We start from the raw sequence: 20,893 nt of genomic DNA, 5'->3' as shown, positions 1-20,893 counted from the left end.
AAACGGAACTTTTTTAGGATTAACTATGTTCGCAACACTAAAAAAATACGTCCAGGGTTTTAGGAATTCAATCGATGACTATTTGGTGGATGGGGAGGATGAGTCGTCTTCCCAAAATACCTTAAATGTAGGCGATCACCAATACCCTCTTTTTTGTAAGGAGCTTCCTTATCATTATTATGATGAGGAATCGCATTTATTTATTAATCGTTGGAACTCAGGTTTATTGTATCGCATCACCCCGTTAACCGGTGCGAATGAAAAAATTGCAGAGCAGTTGGATTCGATTTTAAGAACCAAGGTTTCTGATGAATTTACCTTACAGCTCATCTTAGTCAAACACAATCAAGTGGGACCGGAGCTGGATGCTTTTTCAAAGCAGTTCATGAATCAAGATTTTGAGCAGTTAAGTGTGATGGGTAAAAGCCTTCGTTCGTTTTATGGTGAGGCGGCAGTTCATGGATTTAAAACCAATACCAATGTTAATCCCAGAATTACACAAACCGAGTGTTATGTCGTAGTTGATAAAATCAATGGAAAAAATGAGGAAGACGTTAAAGCCTGCTTTGCTCAATTTCGTATTGCCTTTGAAGCTTCGTTAATGTCGGCCAAAATTGGTTTTAGAACCTGTAATGCTGAAGATTTATTACGCTTACTTAATTTTTACCTGGCTCATGAACCCGATAATATTTACCCCAAATTTTCCTCTTATGAACCAACGCAACTCATTAAACATCAGGTGATTGGTCGTGATTTTGATGTGGAGGTAGCCAAAGAAGGCCTGCTTGTGAGTGGGGTTAATAATCAAGGTAAGGCATTCGAAACGGTTGTCTCAGTGATGACCATTGATGGCTTACCAGGTGAATACCATCTTTGGGATAACATTAATAACAGTGCCAATATTTTTCACTCAGAGCAAAGCATCCCCTGTAATCACATTATTTCTGTTACCTACCTGGTTGACGAGCAAAACAAAGCGCAGGGACGTGCGAATCGCAAAACCAGTGATTTGGATAAAAAAGCAAAGGGAGATTATGCGCTGCATGTTGCAGGGACTGAAAAAAAAGCGCGTGAATGGCGTCATTTTCGCGATGATTTGGCTTCAGGAAAGACGCGCTCTTGTAAAATGCTGTATAACGTCGTGCTATTTTCCAGACGCTCCGAATATGCCCGCGATGTGGAAGCCGCTCGTACCTGCTTTTCTTATAATGGTATTAAGCTCGCTTTAAGCCGTAGGATGCAATCTCCTTATTTTCTGGCAACGTTGCCTTTTTTATTTACGAATCATCTCCAAAAAGGATTTCAGCTACCCACGATGATGTGGCCTATTTCCTCATGGAATGCGACTCAATACATGCCTATTCTTTCGGATTGGTCGGGTACGGGATCGGGCATTTTATTACCGACATTACGCAATCAATTTTCTTGTATCGATCCGTTCTCTGGTAAGTTGGGCACGAATTACAACATTTCTGTGACCGGCACATCAGGCGGGGGGAAGAGTTTTTTTATTCAAATGCTGATGCTCAACGTGCTGTTCAACGGAGGGGATCTCTTTATTGTCGATGTTGGGGGAAGTTATAAGAAGTTATGCCATGCCTTAGGTGGTGTTTATCTGGAATACTCCAATTTGGCAATGAATCCCTTTACTCATGTAACGAATATTGGCAAAGAAATACAGCATATTCTTTCTTTGTTTCAATTATTAGCGTGCGCTAAGGATGGGGCCAGTGATGATGATCGAGGAACGTTACGAGAGGCAATACTTCAGGCGTTTTTTGAGCATCAACAAACCACGTTAATTGATCATGTGCAGTCTAAGCTTCTGGAATTGCATCAGAACGACCGAGAAAAATACCCTACAGGAAAAATTCTGGCGAAAAATCTTGATCCCTATTGTACTCATTCAGAGCATGGGACGGTCTTTAATGCGCCATCTAAATTAGCGCCTGATGCACGAATTATTGTCGTGGATTTAAAAGAAATTGAGGACGATGAACACATTCGTGCGCCTGTACTACTGTCTATTTTGTCTCAGTTTCAAGGCCGTATGTTTAATTCTGATCGCAGCCGTCAAAAAATGTGCATCATTGATGAAGCCTGGTCCTTATTTTCTGGCGATCAAATTGCAGTTAATTTCATTAACCGAGGTTTTCGTACAGGACGGCGGCATAATGCGTCCTTTGTGACGATCACGCAAGGTATCGATGATTATTACGCCTTTCCTGAAGCACGTGCTGCTTGGGAAAATTCTGCAATCAAACTCATTTTTCTTCAAGATGCAGATTCCCTAGCCAAGCACCAACAAGAACATAACACGTTTTCTGATTTTGAATTTAAATTACTTTCTGCATTTCCTAAAGCTAAGGATGCTGGATTTTCACAAGTTCTGATTCGTGCAGACGGTATTTCTTCGTTTAATCGACTTTTTGTTGATCCGTTTACACGGGTCCTATTGTCTTCCGATGGTCGCGATTATCAAGCAGTAATGGATTATATCGCGCAAGGGCGCTCGTATATTCATGCCGCCATGTTGGTAGCCAACAAACATTATGGTTTATCCAAAAGTGTGTTGGTAGAGGGAGGTCTTGCCGATGCTGCGTAATTATAAAGCCCAACTCTTAATTCTAGCGGGTTTGGTTTTGTCTGGCATGGTGTTATGGAGCATGCACAAGACCACACCGATTGCTGTAGTGGATATGCAGCGCTTACTGAATCAGCCGGCGGTCTTATTGAGCCAAAGTAACTTATCAGAACAAGAACAAAAGAAGGTGTTAAAGCAGTATTCGTCGTTGTTGCCTCAGACCTTGTCTCAGTATGGGGCTTCTCATCATGTGACCCTGATCACCGCAACAGTGATCTCCAGTGGACGCTTCGATGTGACGGATGAGGTGATTGCGGCAACCTTGGAAAAGCTGGGTGCATTATGAAGAAAGTAGCGGGTTTGATTGCAACACTCTTAATGAACGGAGCTCCGGTATATGCCAAAAACTTAGGCAATTACGGCCAGCTTTTTCCTGTTATTGAGCAGGACATCCGCCAGGTCATCATGGCGAAGCTGCATCGCTTAGAGAAAACAGGTGCCTTGAAACAGCACCAGCAACAAATGGTGGCGCGAGTGGAAGAGCACGTGAGAAGGCCAAAACCTCTTCATTTACCCACAACAACTACCCCTAAAACGCATGAGTTAGATCCAAGTATCGTCGTGAATCAAACACTTTATACCCATGATGGGGTGTTGATTGCTAAGAAGGGTGCGCATCTTAATCCTTTTGAACGCGTGTCATTTTCTAAAACGCTGTTTTTTTTCGATGCCGATGATCCGAAGCAACTTGCCTGGGCCAAAGCACATTATAAGCATTTTGACCAGGTGAAATTTATTTTAACCGGAGGGGATGTTAAGGAAACCTCTGGAGCTTTGGGTTCAGTTTATTTTGATTTAGAAGGGCGCTTGAGTCGTTATTTTCACTTAAAGCATGTGCCTTCAATAGTCAGCCAGAAGAGATTGGTTTGGCGTATTCAAGAAATTGGGCAACACGAGCTACACAAATAGGAGTAGGTACTATGAATAAAAAAATGGTGATTAAAATAACCAGAGGCATTTGTTCGCTTAGCGTCTATGGGATTTATCATCTATTTATTGGATTAATTCTCGCCTTCATTTTTTCTCAAAATCCTCATGAATTTCTTCATGAATTAAACGGAAGTTCATGGCCTTTCTACTTAGCTGTAGCGGGTGTTGTAATTGGAATTTATTTATCCCTATCTTCCTGTCTTTCATTTTGTGAGGGAACAGCAAGCCATCAATACCGAATCATTGATTGGAATAAGGTTTATTTTTATATAGAAATTTTAGTCCATATGACCTGGATTTTGCTCCCAACACTCTTAATCCAGTATGCCGAATCGCTAAGAGCATTGAATCATTCATTGATTATTTTTGGTGTTGTTTTTTTCTTAAGTTTTGCAATGAGAAGACGCAATCGCCTGCATATTCTTGGTGGATTACTATGATGAGCCGATTGCTTGCCCGATTCATGGTGCTGTTTTTATTGAGCTCGCCAAGCTTTGTTTATGCGTCTCAATGCAAAGGGCACTTTGTTAATCCAATTACGGATGTCTGCTGGAATTGTTTGTTTCCACTCACCATTGGCAGCAGTGAGATAGTTAAAAGCAGTTATCCTGATACAAAAAATCCAAGCAATCCTTTGTGTTTATGCCCCACACCAATTGGCGAGCGTTTAGGCGTCACTATTGGTTATTGGGAGCCTGCTGCCTTGGTTGATGTGACGCCTAAACCCTGGTGTATGGTCAATTTAGGCGTGCAACTGAATGTCACTAAAAAAGGGTTAGGTGGCTCACAGATGCCGGAGACGGATGGACGCGGTGCGTTTTATTACGTTCATTGGTACAAATATCCTCTGGTGTATTGGCTGCAGGTGTTAACGTCCTTAGGGTGCATGGAAACTGAAGATTTTGACATCTTATATCCGTCGGAGTTAGACCCCACTTGGAATGATTCAGAATTGGCCTTTGTTCTAAATCCTGAAGCCGTTTTATTTACCTCCCCGCCTGCAAGAGCTTCTTGTGCCTTTGATGCGACCAAAGCACTTACAAGCACCGCTGTGAACAGTCTTTTTTGGTGTCAAGGTGCGCAAGGTTCTACGTATCCATTAACGGGGTTTGTTGCGCATCAAGCAAGTCCTATAAGTACCGCAGCCTTACTTGCAGAACGCGTTGATTTTAAATTGCATCGACCTCCAACACCTGCGATACGCGATTCAATAGGCCAAGATTGGCCTGCTGTATGTCATACCTATGCATCGAGCATTATGCCCAAAGACCGTTATCGCTATCAGCTGGTGAATACCTTGCCTGAAGCACATCATTGCCATCCGTTTGGGCAATCGGTGATTGAGTGGGAAGCAGGGCACACCTATCCAGGTGACGGAGATAATTTTGGGTTTTTGATTTGGAAGAAAAGAAACTGTTGTTTTCTTTAAATGATGGGGATGAATCATGAATGCATTTGGAGTTTTTTTAAGTAGCCTGTTTTTAGCCACGGCAAGCCATGCCAATGTGAATGATTTTATTAATGAGGCATCGGTAACGGGGAAGGCTCTGCACGATTCAGTAAGCCAAGACACCTTGGCTCATTGGAATGTGACATCTAATCAATCCTATGCACAAAATAAGACTTTGATTGATCAGATTATTGAACGTTCACGCCAAGGAGCCCCCGTTGCTCAAAAAGGGCAAACTGTTGATGGAGCCGTATTATTTGTTTCTTTTTCCATGCCAGAATCCTTGTTGTTTTCACTGAGCAATGAGGCAGCTGCTTATAAAATTCCAGTAGTGATTAATGGTCTGATTGAGGGGGATTTTAAAAAAACCATAAGGGTGTTTTCCAAGCTTCATGCTAAGGCCAAGGAGTCCAAATGGGCATTTAATGGAGTATCGATTGATCCTTTATGGTTTGAACAGTTTCATATTACTGCGGTGCCTGCACTGGTTGTGAGCAAAAGGCCGAGCTCCTGTGGACAGCAAATTATTTGTCCCGAACAGACTTATGATGTGGTGTATGGCAATGCATCTATAAAAAACAGTTTACAACTCATTGCACAGAAAGGGGACAGTGCAAACGAGGTGGCTCAGGCTCTTTTGGAGAACACTCATGTCTAAGTGGGTTGTTTTCATGGCATTACTTTCTATGGGATGTTTTGCGAATCAAACAGGAACGGATTTCAAAACTTTTAAAAATTACGCTAAATCGTTAAACGCCCAACCTAAAGATGCCATGCACGGATTTGATCCCCATGCGCTGTTTGATCAGTACTCAGAGCACCCTGCACAAGAAGGGTATTATCAAGGGGTTCAAAAGGAACAAACGGATTTATCAAGTCAGGCTAATGCGGCGATTAAAAATGATCCTGGTGCTCAAACCGTTATTGATCATTTTGGAACAAACAAATTTGAACTGAATCAAGCTAATTCTGTATTGGCTCAATCTCAATTGATTCAGGATGAAAGCTATGCGATTACGCACGGAGAATCCAATAATCGCGTTCAATGCTCCAATCAAAAGCCTGTCTGTACAATGAAGACGCATGAAGAACAGTGTTTCAGCTCTCGTTCATTGCCCGATCAAACCTGCTCCAAGAACCTTAAGGTCGTGGTGGATTCTGAAAAAGTGGTGCAACGCGCTGATTTTTCGTTTTCGGTCGCTAAAAAATGGACCGGAGTGATTAGTGTGAATTTGGTGACTGGAGCAATCACTAATGCAGTGGCAGGCTCGGTTCCTTATCCCATTCGGATGAAACATCCTTGTGATGGAATGAGTGCCACCATTCATTCAATACGAAATAATGGTGCGAATGCTTATTGGGTTCAGGTGATTGGCACCCCAACATGCGCTAATAATGGGTTGTTGACCTTTTATATTAATAAAGAATGGGGCCGAATCTATCCTATTCAAGTTGCTTTGACGGTCACGGCGCATTCCAAACCCTACATTAGCCAAGAATATTGGGACAGTAATTGCACGAGCTTTGAAAATAAGGGTTCGCTGTGTCGAATCAAAAAAGAACAATGCACGGATACTCAGTCACCTAAAGTAATTGATGGTCTTCCTGTATCCCGTGCGTGTTGGGCAAAAGAGCTGACGTACTCTTGTTCCAGCGCGGTTGCTGATGAATGCCTCGTGCAGAAAAACAAAGGGTGTTTTCAAACGGCCTCTGAGTGCGCGCGTTTTGATAAGCAGGCTTGTGCCCTGTATAAACAGACATACAGTTGTCAGGAAAATGTGTGTGAAGCACCTATCGAATGTATTAAAGACTTATTTTGTGCCGATGGTGAGTGTACAGAGCATTCCCAAACCCAAAACAGTGATTTTGGGCAAAGCGTTTCTTCTTTAGCGGTTGTGGGGGAAGCGGGGCATGAATTAAGTCAACAACCCAATGCATCTCTTTTTGGCGGACAGGCAGTGCAATGCAAAATATGGCCCTTGGATCTTATTGATTGTTGTCATGATAAGGGATGGGGAAAAGACATTGACTTGCTTCATTGTCGTGAGGAAGACAAAGCACTGGGTCGTGCTAAATTAAATTATGTGGCTCATTATCTAGGTGAGTATTGCAGTGAAAAAGTGGCTGGGGTTTGTTTAGAACACAAACGCTCTTACTGTGTCTTTCCAAGCAAAATGGCCCGAATTATCCAGGAGGCTCGTCTTACACAAGTGAATGGTCATGGTTTGGGTGATGCAGAACATCCAACCTGTTCAGGAATGAGTGTTGCAGAACTGCAGAAGATGGATTTGGGGCGGGTTGATTTTGTTGAGCCCATCTATCCTTTTGGCCATGGGACGCCTAATAAAGCGGCAGGGATTGCAGGCGATCTAAAGATCAAATCTCAAGATCCTAAAAAATCCATTGATGAAGTCACTCGAAGAATGCAAAAAAAGGCAGGTGAATTATGAGCCGCCTGTTGATGCTGATGGTATGGGGACTGTTCGTGACATCGCTGCATGCGGACATTGTGCAGGAGCATGCAAAAGGATTTCATTGGTATAGCGTTGAAGAGGCGCCCAAACCGATTAAAAAAATAGTGCAGCCACGACCTGCTCCTGTGGTGAAATCCCCTTATGAGCGCTTAATGGATAAACGTCAGGCCACACTGAATAAGTTGGCCGAGGCGTTGCTCTCTCCTTCATTTGATTCAACACATGAATACATGAAGGCGCAGATGGATTATTCAAAAAATAACCAGCAATTTGTACGCTATTGGCAACAAGTCTTATTAGTCCATCCTGAGCTGGATAGCACGCTTAATTTTCCAACCGATAACTCGGCGATTGCAGTACGCAATGATGCACAAAAAGTATTAATCAACAAAGTCATTCAAGAAAGCAGTACACGTTTCGGCTTTATCTTATTTTATCGTGGCACGAGCTCCATTTCACAAAAAATGGTCATGCATTTGATGCCCTTTATTAAAGAATATGGTTTTTCCATGATTTCAGTCAGTACTGATGGCCAACTCATTGATGGACTTCCTAATACTAAATCAATTTCTCTGGAAACGGTTCAAAAACAAGTAGCGCTTGAGGCGAAGTACATGCCCGCTCTTTATTTTGTGGATTTAAAGAGTAACAAGATGTCGCCAGTGTCTTATGGGTTTTTATCTTTAGAAGAGTTGAAGCAGCGCATTTTTGATGTGATGACGCAGTTTAAACGGTTTAGTTATGAAGGAGTGAATGAATGAAAAAATGGTTATTTTTAATCGTGCTATTCCTTCTAAGCACACAGTCTTTTGCGAATGTAGCACTGAATGAATTAACCCAGCTCTTAAATAAAAAACAAGAGCAACAGGTATTGGAGCGCACCAAAAACAAAAGAATCAATGTGCTTTCGGAACAACATTACTTTATTTTTATATACCGCTCCACATGCCCTCATTGTCATCAATTTGCGCCCATACTTCGTGATTTTGCATCCAGTTTTCATATCCCTGTAGAGGCTTACAGTTTGGATGGAGAGTCTTTGGATGGATTTGATTCAGCCAATTTAACACCCGAACTGTTTCAAACCTTATATGTATCTGGTGAATACAAGCCCGTAGTGCCAGCCCTGTACCTCGTGAATCGTCCTACCAATCAAGCGTATGCCGTGTTGTTTGGTGAGGCAGAGCCTGCACAACTTGCAAACCGCGTGGATGAACTTATGACGCATTTGGAGGAAAAATTTCATGATGAATAGATTCACAACTTCGCGAGATGACTATGTTTAAAAAAACCGTTGCTGCCTTTTTGTTGTTAGGGACCAGTCAGCTCTTTGCGAATGCAGAATCCGATTTATCCCATTTTTTTAATAACTTAGGGTTTGATGCCAATGTGACGGGATCGCATGCCTATCAAACACAAGCTGCGGGTTATGCGGCACTAGGTTCAGTGTATGCCCGTAATCAAGTACGTACCATACGTCTTGCGCATGTGGATGTTCCTGGAATGCGCTCTGGTTGTGGCGGTATTGATCTCTTCGCTGGAGGGTTTTCTTTCATCAAGTCAGATCAGATTGTGAAGTTCATGCAAAATATTTTATCCGGAGGAGCAGGCTACGCGTTAAACCTGGCCTTAGAAACGGAGTTACCTGAAATTGCACATGCGATGCAGTTTATGCAAAAACTGGCGAATGAAATTAATGGCACCAATTTTAATTCTTGTGAAATGGGTGAGAATTTAAGTGCTGCTGTGTGGCCGCGAAATAGGGCGGCACAACAGCGTCTTTGCGAAGATTTGGGTCGTCACAAAGGAACCTTTACGGATTGGGCCATGGCACGTCAGAAATGTTCCACGGGAGGTGAAGCTGACTCCATATTGGCTGAGGCTAAAAATAATCCTGAATACAAAGACAGGGTGCTAATCAATACCAATGTGGTTTGGGACTCCTTACAAATTAATCAGTTCATTGCACAAGATCCCAAATTAGCGGAAGTATACATGTCCATTTCAGGAACCATTGTCTTTAACGCGAAAGGGGCGCTAATGACCTACCCTTCGCTTGCAATCAATCAAGATTTTATTAAAGCCTTGTTGTACGGAGGAAAGTTACCCAGTTACCACTGCACTGATACAGGGCCACAGTCGCATTGCTTATCTATTGATGCCACAAGCACGCAAGAAATCAGTGCCAAAAAAGCCTTAGTAGCTCAAGTGCAAGAATTACTGCAAGGGATTTATGACAACATTAAAATGGGCAAAGAATTATCCGATAAGCAAAAGGGGCTGATTGAGTTAACACAACCCGCAGTTTTCAATCTTATTTCTGCCAATGCGCAACAAAACACGGGTATTCAAGGCAGTTATGAGCTGGCTCAAAGCGTGGCAACGGACCTTTTAGCACAATACCTTTCCAATTCCCTCGATATCATTCGAGCCTCTCTCTCAGGAAAAGAATTAGGTGCTCATAATGAAGAGCGTTTATACAAAAATCTGCAGACGGCACAACAGTTTGTGGCTCGGTTTAGCACGGAGAGTCGTGAGCGGTTTAACGCGGCTTTACAAACGAATGAATTAATCCGCAATAACGTTAAACAAGCATTAAGTGCATTAACACCTACCTTAAGAACAGCCTATTACGGAGATGCGCAATGAGTCTTTTAACCATTTATACGCCACAAAATGGAGAGTATCTAAAAACAGTACTGGATGCTATGGTCACGCTGCTTGGCACGTCAACCTACAAATCGGCTCAGGACATAGTGAGTATTCTTGCAGTAGGCATTGTCGGGTTTCAATACGTGAGTGGTAAAAGGATTCAAGCCATTAGTCGTTATGTTTTGTGCACGTTTGTCTTTTTGTTCTGTATTCTAGGAATCAAAACGCCGGTAGCTATCATTGACATGCAAACAGCGAATTCAGCGGGACCTGCACTAACCGTAGATCATGTCCCTTTAGGCGTTGGGCTGCCTGCGGCACTTATTAGTGGCATTGGGTATGGGATTACTCAAGTATTTAGTGACGTGTTTCATATGCCGCAGGATTTAGATTACACCCGAACCGGCATGTTGTTTGGTTCACGTACCTTCTTAGCGTCCACCAGTTCTAATTTGTCTTTGTCGCCTGAGCTCTCTCGTGATTTATCCACCTATATTAGGCAATGCATTTTTTCAGCCAAACTTTTGGGGAGTCAGCAAATTGCACCCAATGAGATGAAGAACAGTTCTGATTTAATTCGGCTGTATTTTGAGCATCCATCTCCCATTTATCGTGTCTTATTTCATGATGGTACTAATTTGAGCTGTATAGAGGCTGCTGCACGTTTAAAACCAGAACTTAATGAGGGAATAGAAAAACAACTCGTTCATTTATCCAATATTATGACCAAGGGCGACAAAGAGAAGTTTAGTGATGGTTTGGCGGCAGCTCATTCCTATTTTATGAACGTGTCCAAAGATGCGGCTCAAGTACTCACGCAAAATATTTTAATTAATGCCACCCGTGAATCCGCTCTTGATGCCTTTGCTTTTGCTGGTGCGGATGCGGAGCTGATGAATTACACCAACAGTTCCAGTCTACAAAAAATGCACGTGGCTGAAGCGAACAGTTTTTGGCTTGCAGGTTATCGGCTTCCTTATTATATGACCGTCTTTTGGATGTTGACTCTGTGTATTTTCCCTTTAGTGATGTTGTTAGCGCTGATGCCCGCCATGCATGGGGTATACATGATCTACATGCAAACCCAAGTGTTTTTATGGTCTTGGCCTCCGATGTTTATCATTATTCATTTTTTTGTGTCCTTAGCTTCCTCTACCACACTGACTTTATTTGGTTCTAAAAATGGTGGGGTTACTTTTTCAACAATTGATTCCATCGCCAGTATTCAAAGCAGCTTTGCGTATACGGCAGGGGGCTTGGCTATTAGCGTTCCAGTGATTTCCCTTTTTATTGCCAAAGGCTTACCTAATTTATTAAGTGCTGCGTCTCAACATCTAGGAGGAATGGCGCAATCGTTATCTACAGGAGAGGCTCAATCGGCCACGCAAGGAAATATTTCCATGGCGTCTTACAGTGGTTGGAACATGAACTACAACAACACGCATGCGAATAAATGGGATACCAATTATCAGCATATGGAAGGGCGGGCTACTGTTCAAGCGGATAATGGTGCCTTGCTTTCGCAAGGAATGGATGGGTCGCGCGTGATTAACGCACAGTCTGCAATGAGTCAGATGGCAACGCGATTACACGCATCTGACAGAATCAGCGCTTCATTGCAAGACAGTGCCAGCCAATCGTTCCAGAATGCCCAATCGCATCGAACCAGTGCAGACTCTCATTATCAACAAGCCTTGAGTGGACTCTCTCAATTTAATGAAAGTGATGCCAGTGAGGTACGGGAAGGAACGGGTATTAATAGAACGCTCAGTAATGCGTTGAATCAAGATGTTCGTCAAATGCAAGACGCGGTTAACCAATACAATCAGCATCATGACAAATCAGGACAAGTGTCGTGGGATGCGGCGTTTTCGGCCAGAATTGATACACGCAAAGGGATATTTGGATCGTTCGCCCACGCAGTAACGGGTATTTCTGGGGAGGCGAGCACGAGTTTGAAAACAGGTTTATCTGCTTCTAACTCGGTTCAAGCCTTTTTTAACTCAAGTGAGGGTCAATCGTTCTCTAGCGCATTGAACCACATGGAGTCTACAGCTAAGACGCACCACTTGGATGCCAATGATTCGTTTAACTTGTCGAAATCGGAACAAATCGCAGCCAACCTATCTCAAGGACATGCTTTATCCGATATGGCCTCAGCAGAATACAGTAAGGGCGAACATTATCAACACATGGCTAACCGTGTGAAAGAGCACTCCGACGGGATGGATAGAGTATTGGATCAAGCGTTTCACGATTGGGCGGTGCAGCATCATGGGGTCCAGGTAGAAAAGGCACTGATGGGGACCGATGCTTCGAGCTTAAGCGCACAACAACAATTGGCCGATCAGTTTATGAGTTCTTCCCAAGGACAATCGGCAGTCAAAGCGCAAGTAAGCCGCATGATCCACTCATCACCTGATCAAGTGAAAAGTCAATTTGAAGCGCAACGTGCTTCGATGACTGCCCATCAAAAAGCACTCATCAACCAAGCCCATCAGGATGGTGCTGGAGGCGTTTTAAATAAATCGCAAGAGCGACATTTAAGCCAGGTGCAAGATAACACCATCCAGCAAGCGCACGATCTGCGTATGGATAATCGAGAAGATTTATCGAAAGCCTATCGACACCAAGAGGGCAGTACACAACAGGAGATTAAGGCATCTGAAGCGGATTTAGTAAATCGGCAAGCAAAACAAAAACAGGATTATGTGGACAATGATCGTTGGTACAAGGAAGGACGTTATGAATAAGCAAACACGTGCGCTTGGAAGAGCGGTCAAATCGATGGATTTAGAATCATGAAACAAAGTTCCTTGCAAAATATGTGGCAATTTATGAGTGGCGGTCAGATTTTTGACTATAAAACCAAAATGATGATTCAGGTGAGTAACCGTATTTTTCACTGGGCTGTCTTAGGTTTTGTCGTGCTTTTTTCGCTGATTATGGCATTTTATGCCTCCTCTGAATTAAAGCTGGTGGTACTTAACCACATTTCAAGGTTTCTGGTTAAATTCCATAATGGGGAGTATGTGTTATGGACCAATCTGAATGGGAGTAAAATCACAGCGCTTTTTTATCAAAAAAGCCCCCTTATTCAAGCATCCGTACATCTGGCTCAAGATGTTCTTTGGAGAAAAGCGCAAGTTTCTTTATTTTTTGGTGGGGCGGTATACCTGTTGATTACACTGTTGTTTTCCCGTTTCTTTATTAAATTAGGTGAAAAATACACTAAAGATCAGTTTGTTTCCGGTACGCGCTTAGCTGCCTCGCCTAAAGAAACCATCAAATCGGTCAACGAATCACAACGTGGCGCTTCAGAAATTAAACTTTTGAATCGTCTTCCTATGCCTAAGTATTCTGAAAAACAAGGGATGTTGTTTCATGGCACAACGGGTTCTGGAAAAACGCAAGCCATGATGATGCTTTTGGAGCAAATTAGGGCTCTGGGCGAGCCTGCAATCATTTATGATAAAGAATGCACCATCAAACCGTATTTCTTTGATGAGCGCATTGATGTGGAGCTCAATCCCGTTTCAAAATTATGCGCTAATTGGAAAATGTGGCGGGAATGTGCCAATCCGTTGGAGTTTGGTTCGTTTGCCACCTATTTAATTCCTAAATCAGTTCAAGGCAGCGATCCGTTTTGGGTGGACTCAGCAAGAACCATTTTCACCTCGATGGCATGGAAAATCAGGGATTATGCAGAAAAAGATCCCGTGTTTCTTCTTCAATTATTACTTACTACCTCCTTGGAGGAAATCAGGAATATTCTCAAAGGGACTGAATCTGAAAATCTGGTGAGTAAGGAAATTGAAAAAACGGCCATTTCCATTAAATCCGTGTTGGCAACCTATACCAAGGCGTTGCGCTTTCTTGAGGGACTTGAAAAGTCGGGTAAAGAAGACTTTTCGATTAAAGAGTGGATTGAAAATACATCCGATCCTAAAAAGTATAATAAAGGGTGGTTATTTATTACGTCACGCTCCAAATACCATAAAGAAATAAAACCTTTAATTTCTTTATGGTTAGGACTTGCTATGCAAGGAGTGCAATCCTTGGTGGCTAATAATAAGGGGCGTATATGGCTTGTCATGGATGAATTAGCGAGCCTGCATCGTTTAGAAACCATTTCAGACACTCTGGCAGACATTCGTAAATTTGGTGGGTGTGTTGCCATTGGCATCCAATCCATTGCGCAATTAGATTTTATCTATGGAACCCATGAAGCCGGAGCCATTGCGGATCTACTCAATACCTCCATTTATTTTAGGAGTCCAAAATCGAAAGTCGCTAAATGGGTTTCCGAAGACTTAGGCCCACAAGTGATTAATGAGATGAAAGAAAGTCAGTCTTATGGCCCTGATTCTGTTCGTGATGGGAATACGGTGGGTTCGCAACGCACCAAGCGAAATACGGTTGAAGAGGGCGATATTATGACTCTTGATGACATGGAATGCTATGTTCGTTTGGTAGGCAATCATCCCATCACGCGTTTGAAAAACAAATACATTGAACGTAAAGAAATTTGCGTGCCTCTTATTGAGCGAACCATCAATTTTGATGCATTGGAAAAAGTAAATCACCGTGCATTGATGGTTCAAAATAATCCTCAACGAAATGATGACGTTAAAAAAATCCATCAATTTGAAACACTGGCGCATGAGGTATCGGATAAGGATTTAGTGCCTCCTGAATCACCGTATGCGGAACCCCAAGCCCAAGCTGCCACGAATAAAAACGACACCGATGCGATTGAGTTGCGTGAGGCATCCATTGTTATAAAAGAAATTTTTTAAGTCATCCAGGGAGGTATGATGCTGACCTTAAATAAAATAAGTGCGGCCAAAGACGCGGTGCATTATTACACCAATCAAGATAATTATTATTTAAGCGATCGAGATTCGCTTAATAGTCTGTCTCGATGGATAGGCAATGGTGCGCAAAAGTTACAATTGTCCGGTCAAATTGAGCCGTCGCAATTTTTGCAGTTACTAGACGGACAATTACCCAGTGGGCAATTGCTGGGTATTATCGATAAGGGTGAGCGTCAGCATAGACCTGGGACCGATGTGACTTTATCAGCACCTAAGTCCGTATCCATTTTAGCTTTGGTGGGGAAGGATGAGCGCTTGCTGCAAGCCCATCAAGAAGCCGTGAATATTACCTTTGGTCGCATTGAACAGCTCGCCGCAGAAGCACGCATTACATTTAATGGTGAAACTACATTTGAAAAAACCCGTAATTTAGTAGCAGCCATGTTTGTTCATACGACGTCACGTGAATTAGATCCCGATTTGCACACCCATCTACCTATACTCAATATGACCGAACGTTCCGATGGATTATGGCGTTCTTTATCCTCACGAGCGAAACACGATAAAGAACATCTTGATCATGGTTTTCGTGAATTAATTTATTCCAACCAGCATTATTTGGGATTGGTATACATGTCCTCTTTAGCAAAAAAAGTTAAGGAGTTGGGCTACGATATTCGCATTAAAGACCGGTACGGTAATTTTGAGGTGGTTGGTATTAGTGATGAAGCTATTACTGCTACATCCAAAAGGCGCGTACAGATTCTTGATGATATGAAGGAGCGTGGCACAAACAGTGCAAAGGCTGCCGAGAAATCTAATTTATCAACGCGTAACCCAAAAGTGGAAATAGACAGCCAAGCACTGCATCAACAGTGGGTAGACGAAATTAAAGAGCTTGGTATTGATTTGAGGGGGATAATCCAGGAATCCAAATTAAATATTGGGCGAGGAGCGGTTGAACGCACGCATACCACACCTTTAAGTCCTGATGCGCAAAAAGCCGTGAATGATGCGCTGGTTCATTTGTCCGAATATTCAACTCAAATCCAGCATGGGGCTTTGGTGCGTCAGGCCATGACTTTTTCAGCAGGTCTTGTGGGTCATGAGGACATTGAGCGAGAAATTGAATCTCTTTTGTCTGCAGAGGCACTTCAGGGGAAACCCTTGGAATATTATACAACGGCGCATCTTCTTACACGCGAGAAGGACTTTATTGCAAAAACTACCAACGAGTTAAAAGTAAGTTTTTCGATTCCAGTACCAAATCACGGGCTCTCTTCCCAGGTATTTAAAAATAGCGAGCGCATTCAAATCATTGATGTAGAGGGTTTTCGGTGCGAAAAAGAGCTGATTCAAGACATGGTGAATCTTGCGGAAGCACATCAACTCAATTCCTATGTGTTGCATCCAGGCAGTCTAAAAACACAGCAACTTCGAGCAGACATCAAACATTTGGATACAGGATTTATTTCCAGGATTAAAAATTTGTTTAAAGACGATATTGTACATACGGTGTCTGGGTTTCAATATCATTATGGAAAACACATCAAAGCGTCACCGTTTACGAGAAAAAAGCAAGATTTAGTGATTGTTCATGATGCGCAAAAACTTTCTTTTGATGATTTATCTGAGTTAAGCGATATTACTCAAGCAAGTCAAAGTAAACTCATTTTATTGAACAACGCGGCAGGAACCTTGGGTTTTAGTGCAGGAAATCCGATTAAGGTTTTAAAAGAGCATGATATTCATTCGTATAAATCGTTAACAGCCCCTATCAAAGGGGAGCTCAAGCTCTCGATTGGAAAACAAGCTAATGAATCCATGAGTTCCGCTTGGCTTCAATTGACGCCAGAACAGCAGCAAAAAAGTGCGTTGGTTGCCTTGAATAACAAACAAAAAGAGGCCTTGACGAACCAGATACGAGAAGGGCTTGTGCAACAGGGTCAGTTATCTAGGCAAATGAAAAGGGTCACGGTTTTGGCAACAGCCGCTATGACACAAACGGAAAAAGGATACGCCCACTCTTATAAAGCGGGTGATAAAATTACGTTTTATAATGAAGGGCGAATACCGAAGCACTATAAGGTGTGTGACGTTGGTGCCAAGGGGCTGTATTTAGAAAATGCCCAGGGCAAGATTAGCCTGTTTGCTTATGATACCAAAGAAGACTTTCGTGTATCACGAGAAAAAATACTGGAAGTCGCTGTTGGTGAGCGGTTAATCAATGAACAATCCCTAGTTCATCAGCGCGTTAAATATGCGCCTAAGAGTTCGTTTGTTGTGTCAAAAATTACTGAAGAGGGGATTTATGTTCGCCATGAGTCCAACACCTTATTTTTGACTAATAAAGCGTTGTCCGAACATCATTTTGATTATGATTATTGTAAAAAACCGCATGAGATAAAACCAGACACCACACAAGTGTTTATGGCGGCAAGACCGTACCAGATCAATCGTAATCTCATCGGAGAAATTGGTGAAAACGCGCAGCAGGTGCTTTTATTTACGGATGATGAACAAAAAGCACAGCGTTTTTTAGAAAAAGAGCAATTGAAATGGACTGCTTATGATGTGCAACAAAAAAAGCCCGATTTAGTCTATCGTGATATGGCCTATGCCAATAAAGCTTTGGCGCGAGAAATCAACTCGTTAATTCATCATCTGAGTCTGAAACCAGAAGATAAAGAGGGCATTGCAGCCACAGCACTCACGTATGCGCTTGCTAAATGCACGGAACGCAATGCGGCTTTTAAACACAGTGATTTAATAACCCATGCTTTAATGCATGCATTAGGAGAGGCAGATTTTGAAGACATTGCCCCATTACTGAAAGGACGAATGGCCGATTCTCTTGTTCATTTGGATACCTATTGGACGACCAAAGAGGCATTACACATTGAAGAAGAGATACTTAAGGCTAATTACAAAGAGCAAAATACAGTAAAGCCCATTGAGCCTTCTGCGCAAAAGCTTTTGTCTTTACCTGAAACCTTAACGCAAGGACAAAAAGACGCCATAACGTTGGTGGTGAGCACATCCGATCGGTTTGTATCCATTCAAGGGCTTGCTGGTGTGGGTAAGACCACGATGATGCGGCATGTGAAGGACATTGCTGAAAACAATCAATTTCAAGTCCTTGGACTTGCACCGACGCATAAAGCCGTAGAAGAGCTCAATGCAAATGGTATCCAGGCACAAACCGTGGATAGTTTTTTACGCAATGACGGTGGGTTGGGTGCCAGTCACTTAGTCATTGTGGATGAGAGTTCCATGATTGATAATGAGAAGTACCATGCCTTACAGCAAAAGTGCATTGACGCTCAATCGCGAATGGTGTTTACAGGGGATATTACGCAGTTGCAATCGCTGGCCTCAGGAATTCCTCACGAGCTCACTATCAAAAGCCAATTGCAAAAAACAGCGTTTATGACGGAGATTGTGCGTCAAAATCCGAACCCTGAATTAAGAAAAGCAGCGGAGTTTGCATCACGTAGAGAAATTAGCAAGGCTTTTGAACTCATAAAAAACATCGATCCTGAAGAGTATGTGCAGCGAAAAACATCGATACAGGGATTGAATCATTCATCACTGGTTGAAATTAATTGTACTGATGAGGAAGGAAAGAAGGACTATAAATCCATTTATCGTGCTATCGCTGATGATTTTCTCAGCCGAACCCATGAGTGTCAAAAAAATACGCTAATAGTTGCTCATGCGCACGAGGATAGAACACCCATTGAAGTGTTACTGCGTGATGGTTTGCGCAAGCAACATCAACTACACAGTCAAGATATATTGTGTAAGCGCTTATTTCCAATCAGCCTGGATCAGGCCGACCAGATACAAGCACATTCTTTTGAACCAGGCGATGTCATTCGGTTTGGTAAAAACTATTCAGTGGCTAAAAAGGACGAGTATTTCACCGTCAAAGCCATTGATAGTGAAGCAAATAAATTGTTCTGTGTTGATGCGTCGCAGGTTGCGTTTACAATCAGTGCTTCTATTTTACCCAAAACAATGCCTTCCTTTTATAAATTGCACGAACGGCCTTTAGCCTCAGGGGATCGGATTCGGTTAAAGCGAAATGATGATGCTCGTGGCATTATTGCCAATGAAGAATATACGGTCACACAGGTTTTTGGTAAAACAGTAGGATTAAGCAACAATAAAAATCAGGTAACGCTTAATTTAAAGGAACAATCAGATCTTCATTGGGATTATGCTTATACAAATACAGCTTATTCCAGCCAGGGTGCTACCTCCAAGTTCATGATTGCTTTGGAATTGGAAGATCGTCTTGTGGTAACTACCCACCGATCTCATGAAATTGATGCAACTCGTGCCAGTCATCAAGCAACTTTTTATACTGATAATTTTGAAGGGTTGGTCAATAGACTCGAAGATCCATTAAAACAACGCGATGCGGATAAAACCTCTGCTGTATTGACCGAAGAGGCTTATCGCTTGAAGCAACAGAAACAGCAACGAATCAGTACACAGTTAATGGATCGCGCTCAAGAACCTATTTTGGAAGAGGCTAAGGAGCAGAGAAACGATTCTCGACCCGTAAAAAAATACGAATCTTCTCAAAAGCCGTCTATTAATGCGGATGAACTGTATAAAGGATTATTGAACGTCTCTGATTCTTTAGTAAAAAGCCTTTTAGGAGAACCCAATCCTAAACTCTCTACTAAAAATGTATATCGCTATGGTTCTCTGGGAAGTCTTAAAATAGAGCTTAATTCAGGTTTATGGCATAACTTTGAAACGGAAGAATCGGGCAATCTATTCCATTTAATTGAGAGGGAACAAGTACTGTCTGACTTTAAAGAAACCTTGGAATATGCCGCGCGATTTATCCATTATATCCCTGAGCACGAACGTAAGGCACCACAAAAATTGAGTGAACGAAAAGAGAAGCCAATGAACGAAGGGAGGCGTCAATTGGCTCAAGCATTATTTCAAAAATCACAGCCTATTAAAGGAACTATTGCTGAAAAATACTTAATTATACATCGTGGACTGGCTCATTATGAGCATGCTGATCTGCGGTATTGTAGTTCGGTATATACCAAGACCGAAGATGGACAAAAGCATGTTCCCGCACTATTGGCTTTTAGTAAGGACGAACAAGGTAACATACATCATGTTCAGGTTACTAAACTAGACCCTCAATCGGCTAATAAGGATAAGTCGTGTGTGGCGGTGAAACAAACATTTGGTTCAATCAGCAATTATTTTGTTAATTTAAATCACCAGGGTAAAGGCGATATTGCGTATTTTACCGAAGGGGTTGAGACAGGATTAAGTATACTTCAAGCCAATGAACATGCGCGTGTGTATGCTGTATTGGGGAAAGCCAATTTTTCAAATATTGATCCAAAAGATAGTCCTAAACAAGTGATTATTTGTTTGGATAATGATGGAAAAGACACCTATAAATACGCAAAAAATGAACAAACCAATACGATTATAAAAGCCGCTCAGCGATTACATGATTCTGGTATCCAGGTGTCCATTATGATCCCTAAAAAAGAAAATACCGATTTAAACGATGTGCTTGTTAAGGAAGGAAAGGACGGGCTAAAAAAACAATTAAACCGGCTCATGAGTTTAGAGGAATTTAAAAAACAATGTGCTTTAGAGAACAAAGAATCGGAGCTCAAAAAAATAAATCAAGATAAGAGCATTCAGTCGTTGATAAAGCAGGATCGCAAACTGAATACACAAAATGACAATGAGTTTATACGGCTCAATCAAGGGTTAATTCATGGAATTAAAGAGCGCGTGCATCACAGAGAACTTGTAGAACGTAACCGTACTTTTAATAAATCACAGCCTAATCGAGAAATGGAGCGAGAGCTTTAAATTTAAAAATCAATAGCCATGAATCATGACTGTTCTGCACTATTTTTTCACTAAG

13 protein-coding genes are annotated in these 20,893 nt (G+C 42.2%); all 13 read left to right on the top strand.

Annotated elements, in window-relative coordinates; all coding sequences use genetic code 11:
• The first annotated feature begins 25 nt into the window (after positions 1–25).
• Genes traC through traI form a run of 13 tightly spaced genes read left to right on the top strand, consistent with a single transcriptional unit; the run spans position 26 to position 20,838 of the window.
• Positions 26–2,605, top strand: coding sequence for a type IV secretion system protein TraC (traC, locus tag LFA_RS18505; protein ID WP_045097910.1), 2,580 nt, complete (start codon positions 26–28; stop codon positions 2,603–2,605).
• A complete protein-coding gene (gene trbI, locus LFA_RS18500; RefSeq protein WP_045097909.1) occupies positions 2,595–2,930 on the top strand; it encodes a type-F conjugative transfer system protein TrbI in 336 nt (111 codons plus the stop codon). Before traC ends, trbI begins: the two co-directional genes overlap by 11 nt.
• The gene (gene traW, locus LFA_RS18495; protein WP_045097908.1) at positions 2,927–3,553 is read left to right on the top strand and encodes a type-F conjugative transfer system protein TraW; all 627 of its coding nucleotides are present in this window, start codon (positions 2,927–2,929) and stop codon (positions 3,551–3,553) included. The genes trbI and traW overlap by 4 nt, the downstream gene beginning before the upstream one ends.
• 11 nt (positions 3,554–3,564) lie before the next feature.
• On the top strand, positions 3,565–4,014 hold the full coding sequence (locus LFA_RS18490; RefSeq protein ID WP_045097907.1) for a hypothetical protein: 450 nt from the start codon (positions 3,565–3,567) through the stop codon (positions 4,012–4,014).
• Positions 4,011–5,003, top strand: a complete 993-nt coding sequence (gene traU, locus LFA_RS18485; RefSeq protein WP_407927644.1) for a conjugal transfer pilus assembly protein TraU — start codon at positions 4,011–4,013, stop codon at positions 5,001–5,003. The genes LFA_RS18490 and traU overlap by 4 nt, the downstream gene beginning before the upstream one ends.
• Before the next feature lie 16 nt (positions 5,004–5,019).
• The gene (gene trbC / locus LFA_RS18480) at positions 5,020–5,682 is read left to right on the top strand and encodes a type-F conjugative transfer system pilin assembly protein TrbC (RefSeq protein ID WP_045097906.1); all 663 of its coding nucleotides are present in this window, start codon (positions 5,020–5,022) and stop codon (positions 5,680–5,682) included.
• Complete coding sequence (gene traN / locus LFA_RS18475) at positions 5,675–7,474, top strand: type-F conjugative transfer system mating-pair stabilization protein TraN (RefSeq protein WP_045097905.1); 1,800 nt, start codon at positions 5,675–5,677, stop codon at positions 7,472–7,474. The genes trbC and traN overlap by 8 nt, the downstream gene beginning before the upstream one ends.
• Positions 7,471–8,259, top strand: coding sequence for a type-F conjugative transfer system pilin assembly protein TraF (gene traF, locus LFA_RS18470; RefSeq protein ID WP_045097904.1), 789 nt, complete (start codon positions 7,471–7,473; stop codon positions 8,257–8,259). Before traN ends, traF begins: the two co-directional genes overlap by 4 nt.
• Positions 8,256–8,753: a type-F conjugative transfer system pilin assembly thiol-disulfide isomerase TrbB gene (gene trbB / locus LFA_RS18465; protein WP_045097903.1), complete on the top strand. Its 498-nt coding sequence runs from the start codon at positions 8,256–8,258 to the stop codon at positions 8,751–8,753. Before traF ends, trbB begins: the two co-directional genes overlap by 4 nt.
• 23 nt (positions 8,754–8,776) lie before the next feature.
• Positions 8,777–10,147, top strand: a complete 1,371-nt coding sequence (locus LFA_RS18460) for a conjugal transfer protein TraH (RefSeq protein WP_231865950.1) — start codon at positions 8,777–8,779, stop codon at positions 10,145–10,147.
• Positions 10,144–12,903 carry a conjugal transfer protein TraG N-terminal domain-containing protein gene (locus tag LFA_RS18455; RefSeq protein ID WP_045097901.1) on the top strand — a complete coding sequence of 920 codons (2,760 nt, stop codon included), beginning with the start codon at positions 10,144–10,146 and terminating at the stop codon, positions 12,901–12,903. The genes LFA_RS18460 and LFA_RS18455 overlap by 4 nt, the downstream gene beginning before the upstream one ends.
• Before the next feature lie 48 nt (positions 12,904–12,951).
• Entirely contained in the window at positions 12,952–14,949 is a 1,998-nt protein-coding gene (gene traD / locus LFA_RS18450; RefSeq protein WP_045097900.1) for a type IV conjugative transfer system coupling protein TraD, read from the top strand.
• A 15-nt stretch (positions 14,950–14,964) separates the two neighbouring features.
• Positions 14,965–20,838: a conjugative transfer relaxase/helicase TraI gene (gene traI, locus LFA_RS18445; protein WP_231865949.1), complete on the top strand. Its 5,874-nt coding sequence runs from the start codon at positions 14,965–14,967 to the stop codon at positions 20,836–20,838.
• The last annotated feature ends 55 nt before the right edge of the window (positions 20,839–20,893 follow it).

It is taken from the genome of Legionella fallonii LLAP-10 (genome assembly GCF_000953135.1).
GTDB classification, from domain to species: Bacteria; Pseudomonadota; Gammaproteobacteria; order Legionellales; family Legionellaceae; genus Legionella; species Legionella fallonii.
Note: the sequence above shows the minus strand (reverse complement) of the source record. Positions and strands in the feature narration are given on the sequence as shown.

Excerpts from the sequence above, each read along its gene's own strand:
- traC (WP_045097910.1), top strand. The coding sequence starts at position 26 with ATGTTCGCAACACTAAAAAAATACGTCCAGGGTTTTAGGAATTCAATC.
- trbI (WP_045097909.1), top strand. The coding sequence starts at position 2,595 with ATGCTGCGTAATTATAAAGCCCAACTCTTAATTCTAGCGGGTTTGGTT.
- traW (WP_045097908.1), top strand. The coding sequence starts at position 2,927 with ATGAAGAAAGTAGCGGGTTTGATTGCAACACTCTTAATGAACGGAGCT.
- LFA_RS18490 (WP_045097907.1), top strand. The coding sequence starts at position 3,565 with ATGAATAAAAAAATGGTGATTAAAATAACCAGAGGCATTTGTTCGCTT.
- traU (WP_407927644.1), top strand. The coding sequence starts at position 4,011 with ATGATGAGCCGATTGCTTGCCCGATTCATGGTGCTGTTTTTATTGAGC.
- trbC (WP_045097906.1), top strand. The coding sequence starts at position 5,020 with ATGAATGCATTTGGAGTTTTTTTAAGTAGCCTGTTTTTAGCCACGGCA.
- traN (WP_045097905.1), top strand. The coding sequence starts at position 5,675 with ATGTCTAAGTGGGTTGTTTTCATGGCATTACTTTCTATGGGATGTTTT.
- traF (WP_045097904.1), top strand. The coding sequence starts at position 7,471 with ATGAGCCGCCTGTTGATGCTGATGGTATGGGGACTGTTCGTGACATCG.
- trbB (WP_045097903.1), top strand. The coding sequence starts at position 8,256 with ATGAAAAAATGGTTATTTTTAATCGTGCTATTCCTTCTAAGCACACAG.
- LFA_RS18460 (WP_231865950.1), top strand. The coding sequence starts at position 8,777 with ATGTTTAAAAAAACCGTTGCTGCCTTTTTGTTGTTAGGGACCAGTCAG.
- LFA_RS18455 (WP_045097901.1), top strand. The coding sequence starts at position 10,144 with ATGAGTCTTTTAACCATTTATACGCCACAAAATGGAGAGTATCTAAAA.
- traD (WP_045097900.1), top strand. The coding sequence starts at position 12,952 with ATGAAACAAAGTTCCTTGCAAAATATGTGGCAATTTATGAGTGGCGGT.
- traI (WP_231865949.1), top strand. The coding sequence starts at position 14,965 with ATGATGCTGACCTTAAATAAAATAAGTGCGGCCAAAGACGCGGTGCAT.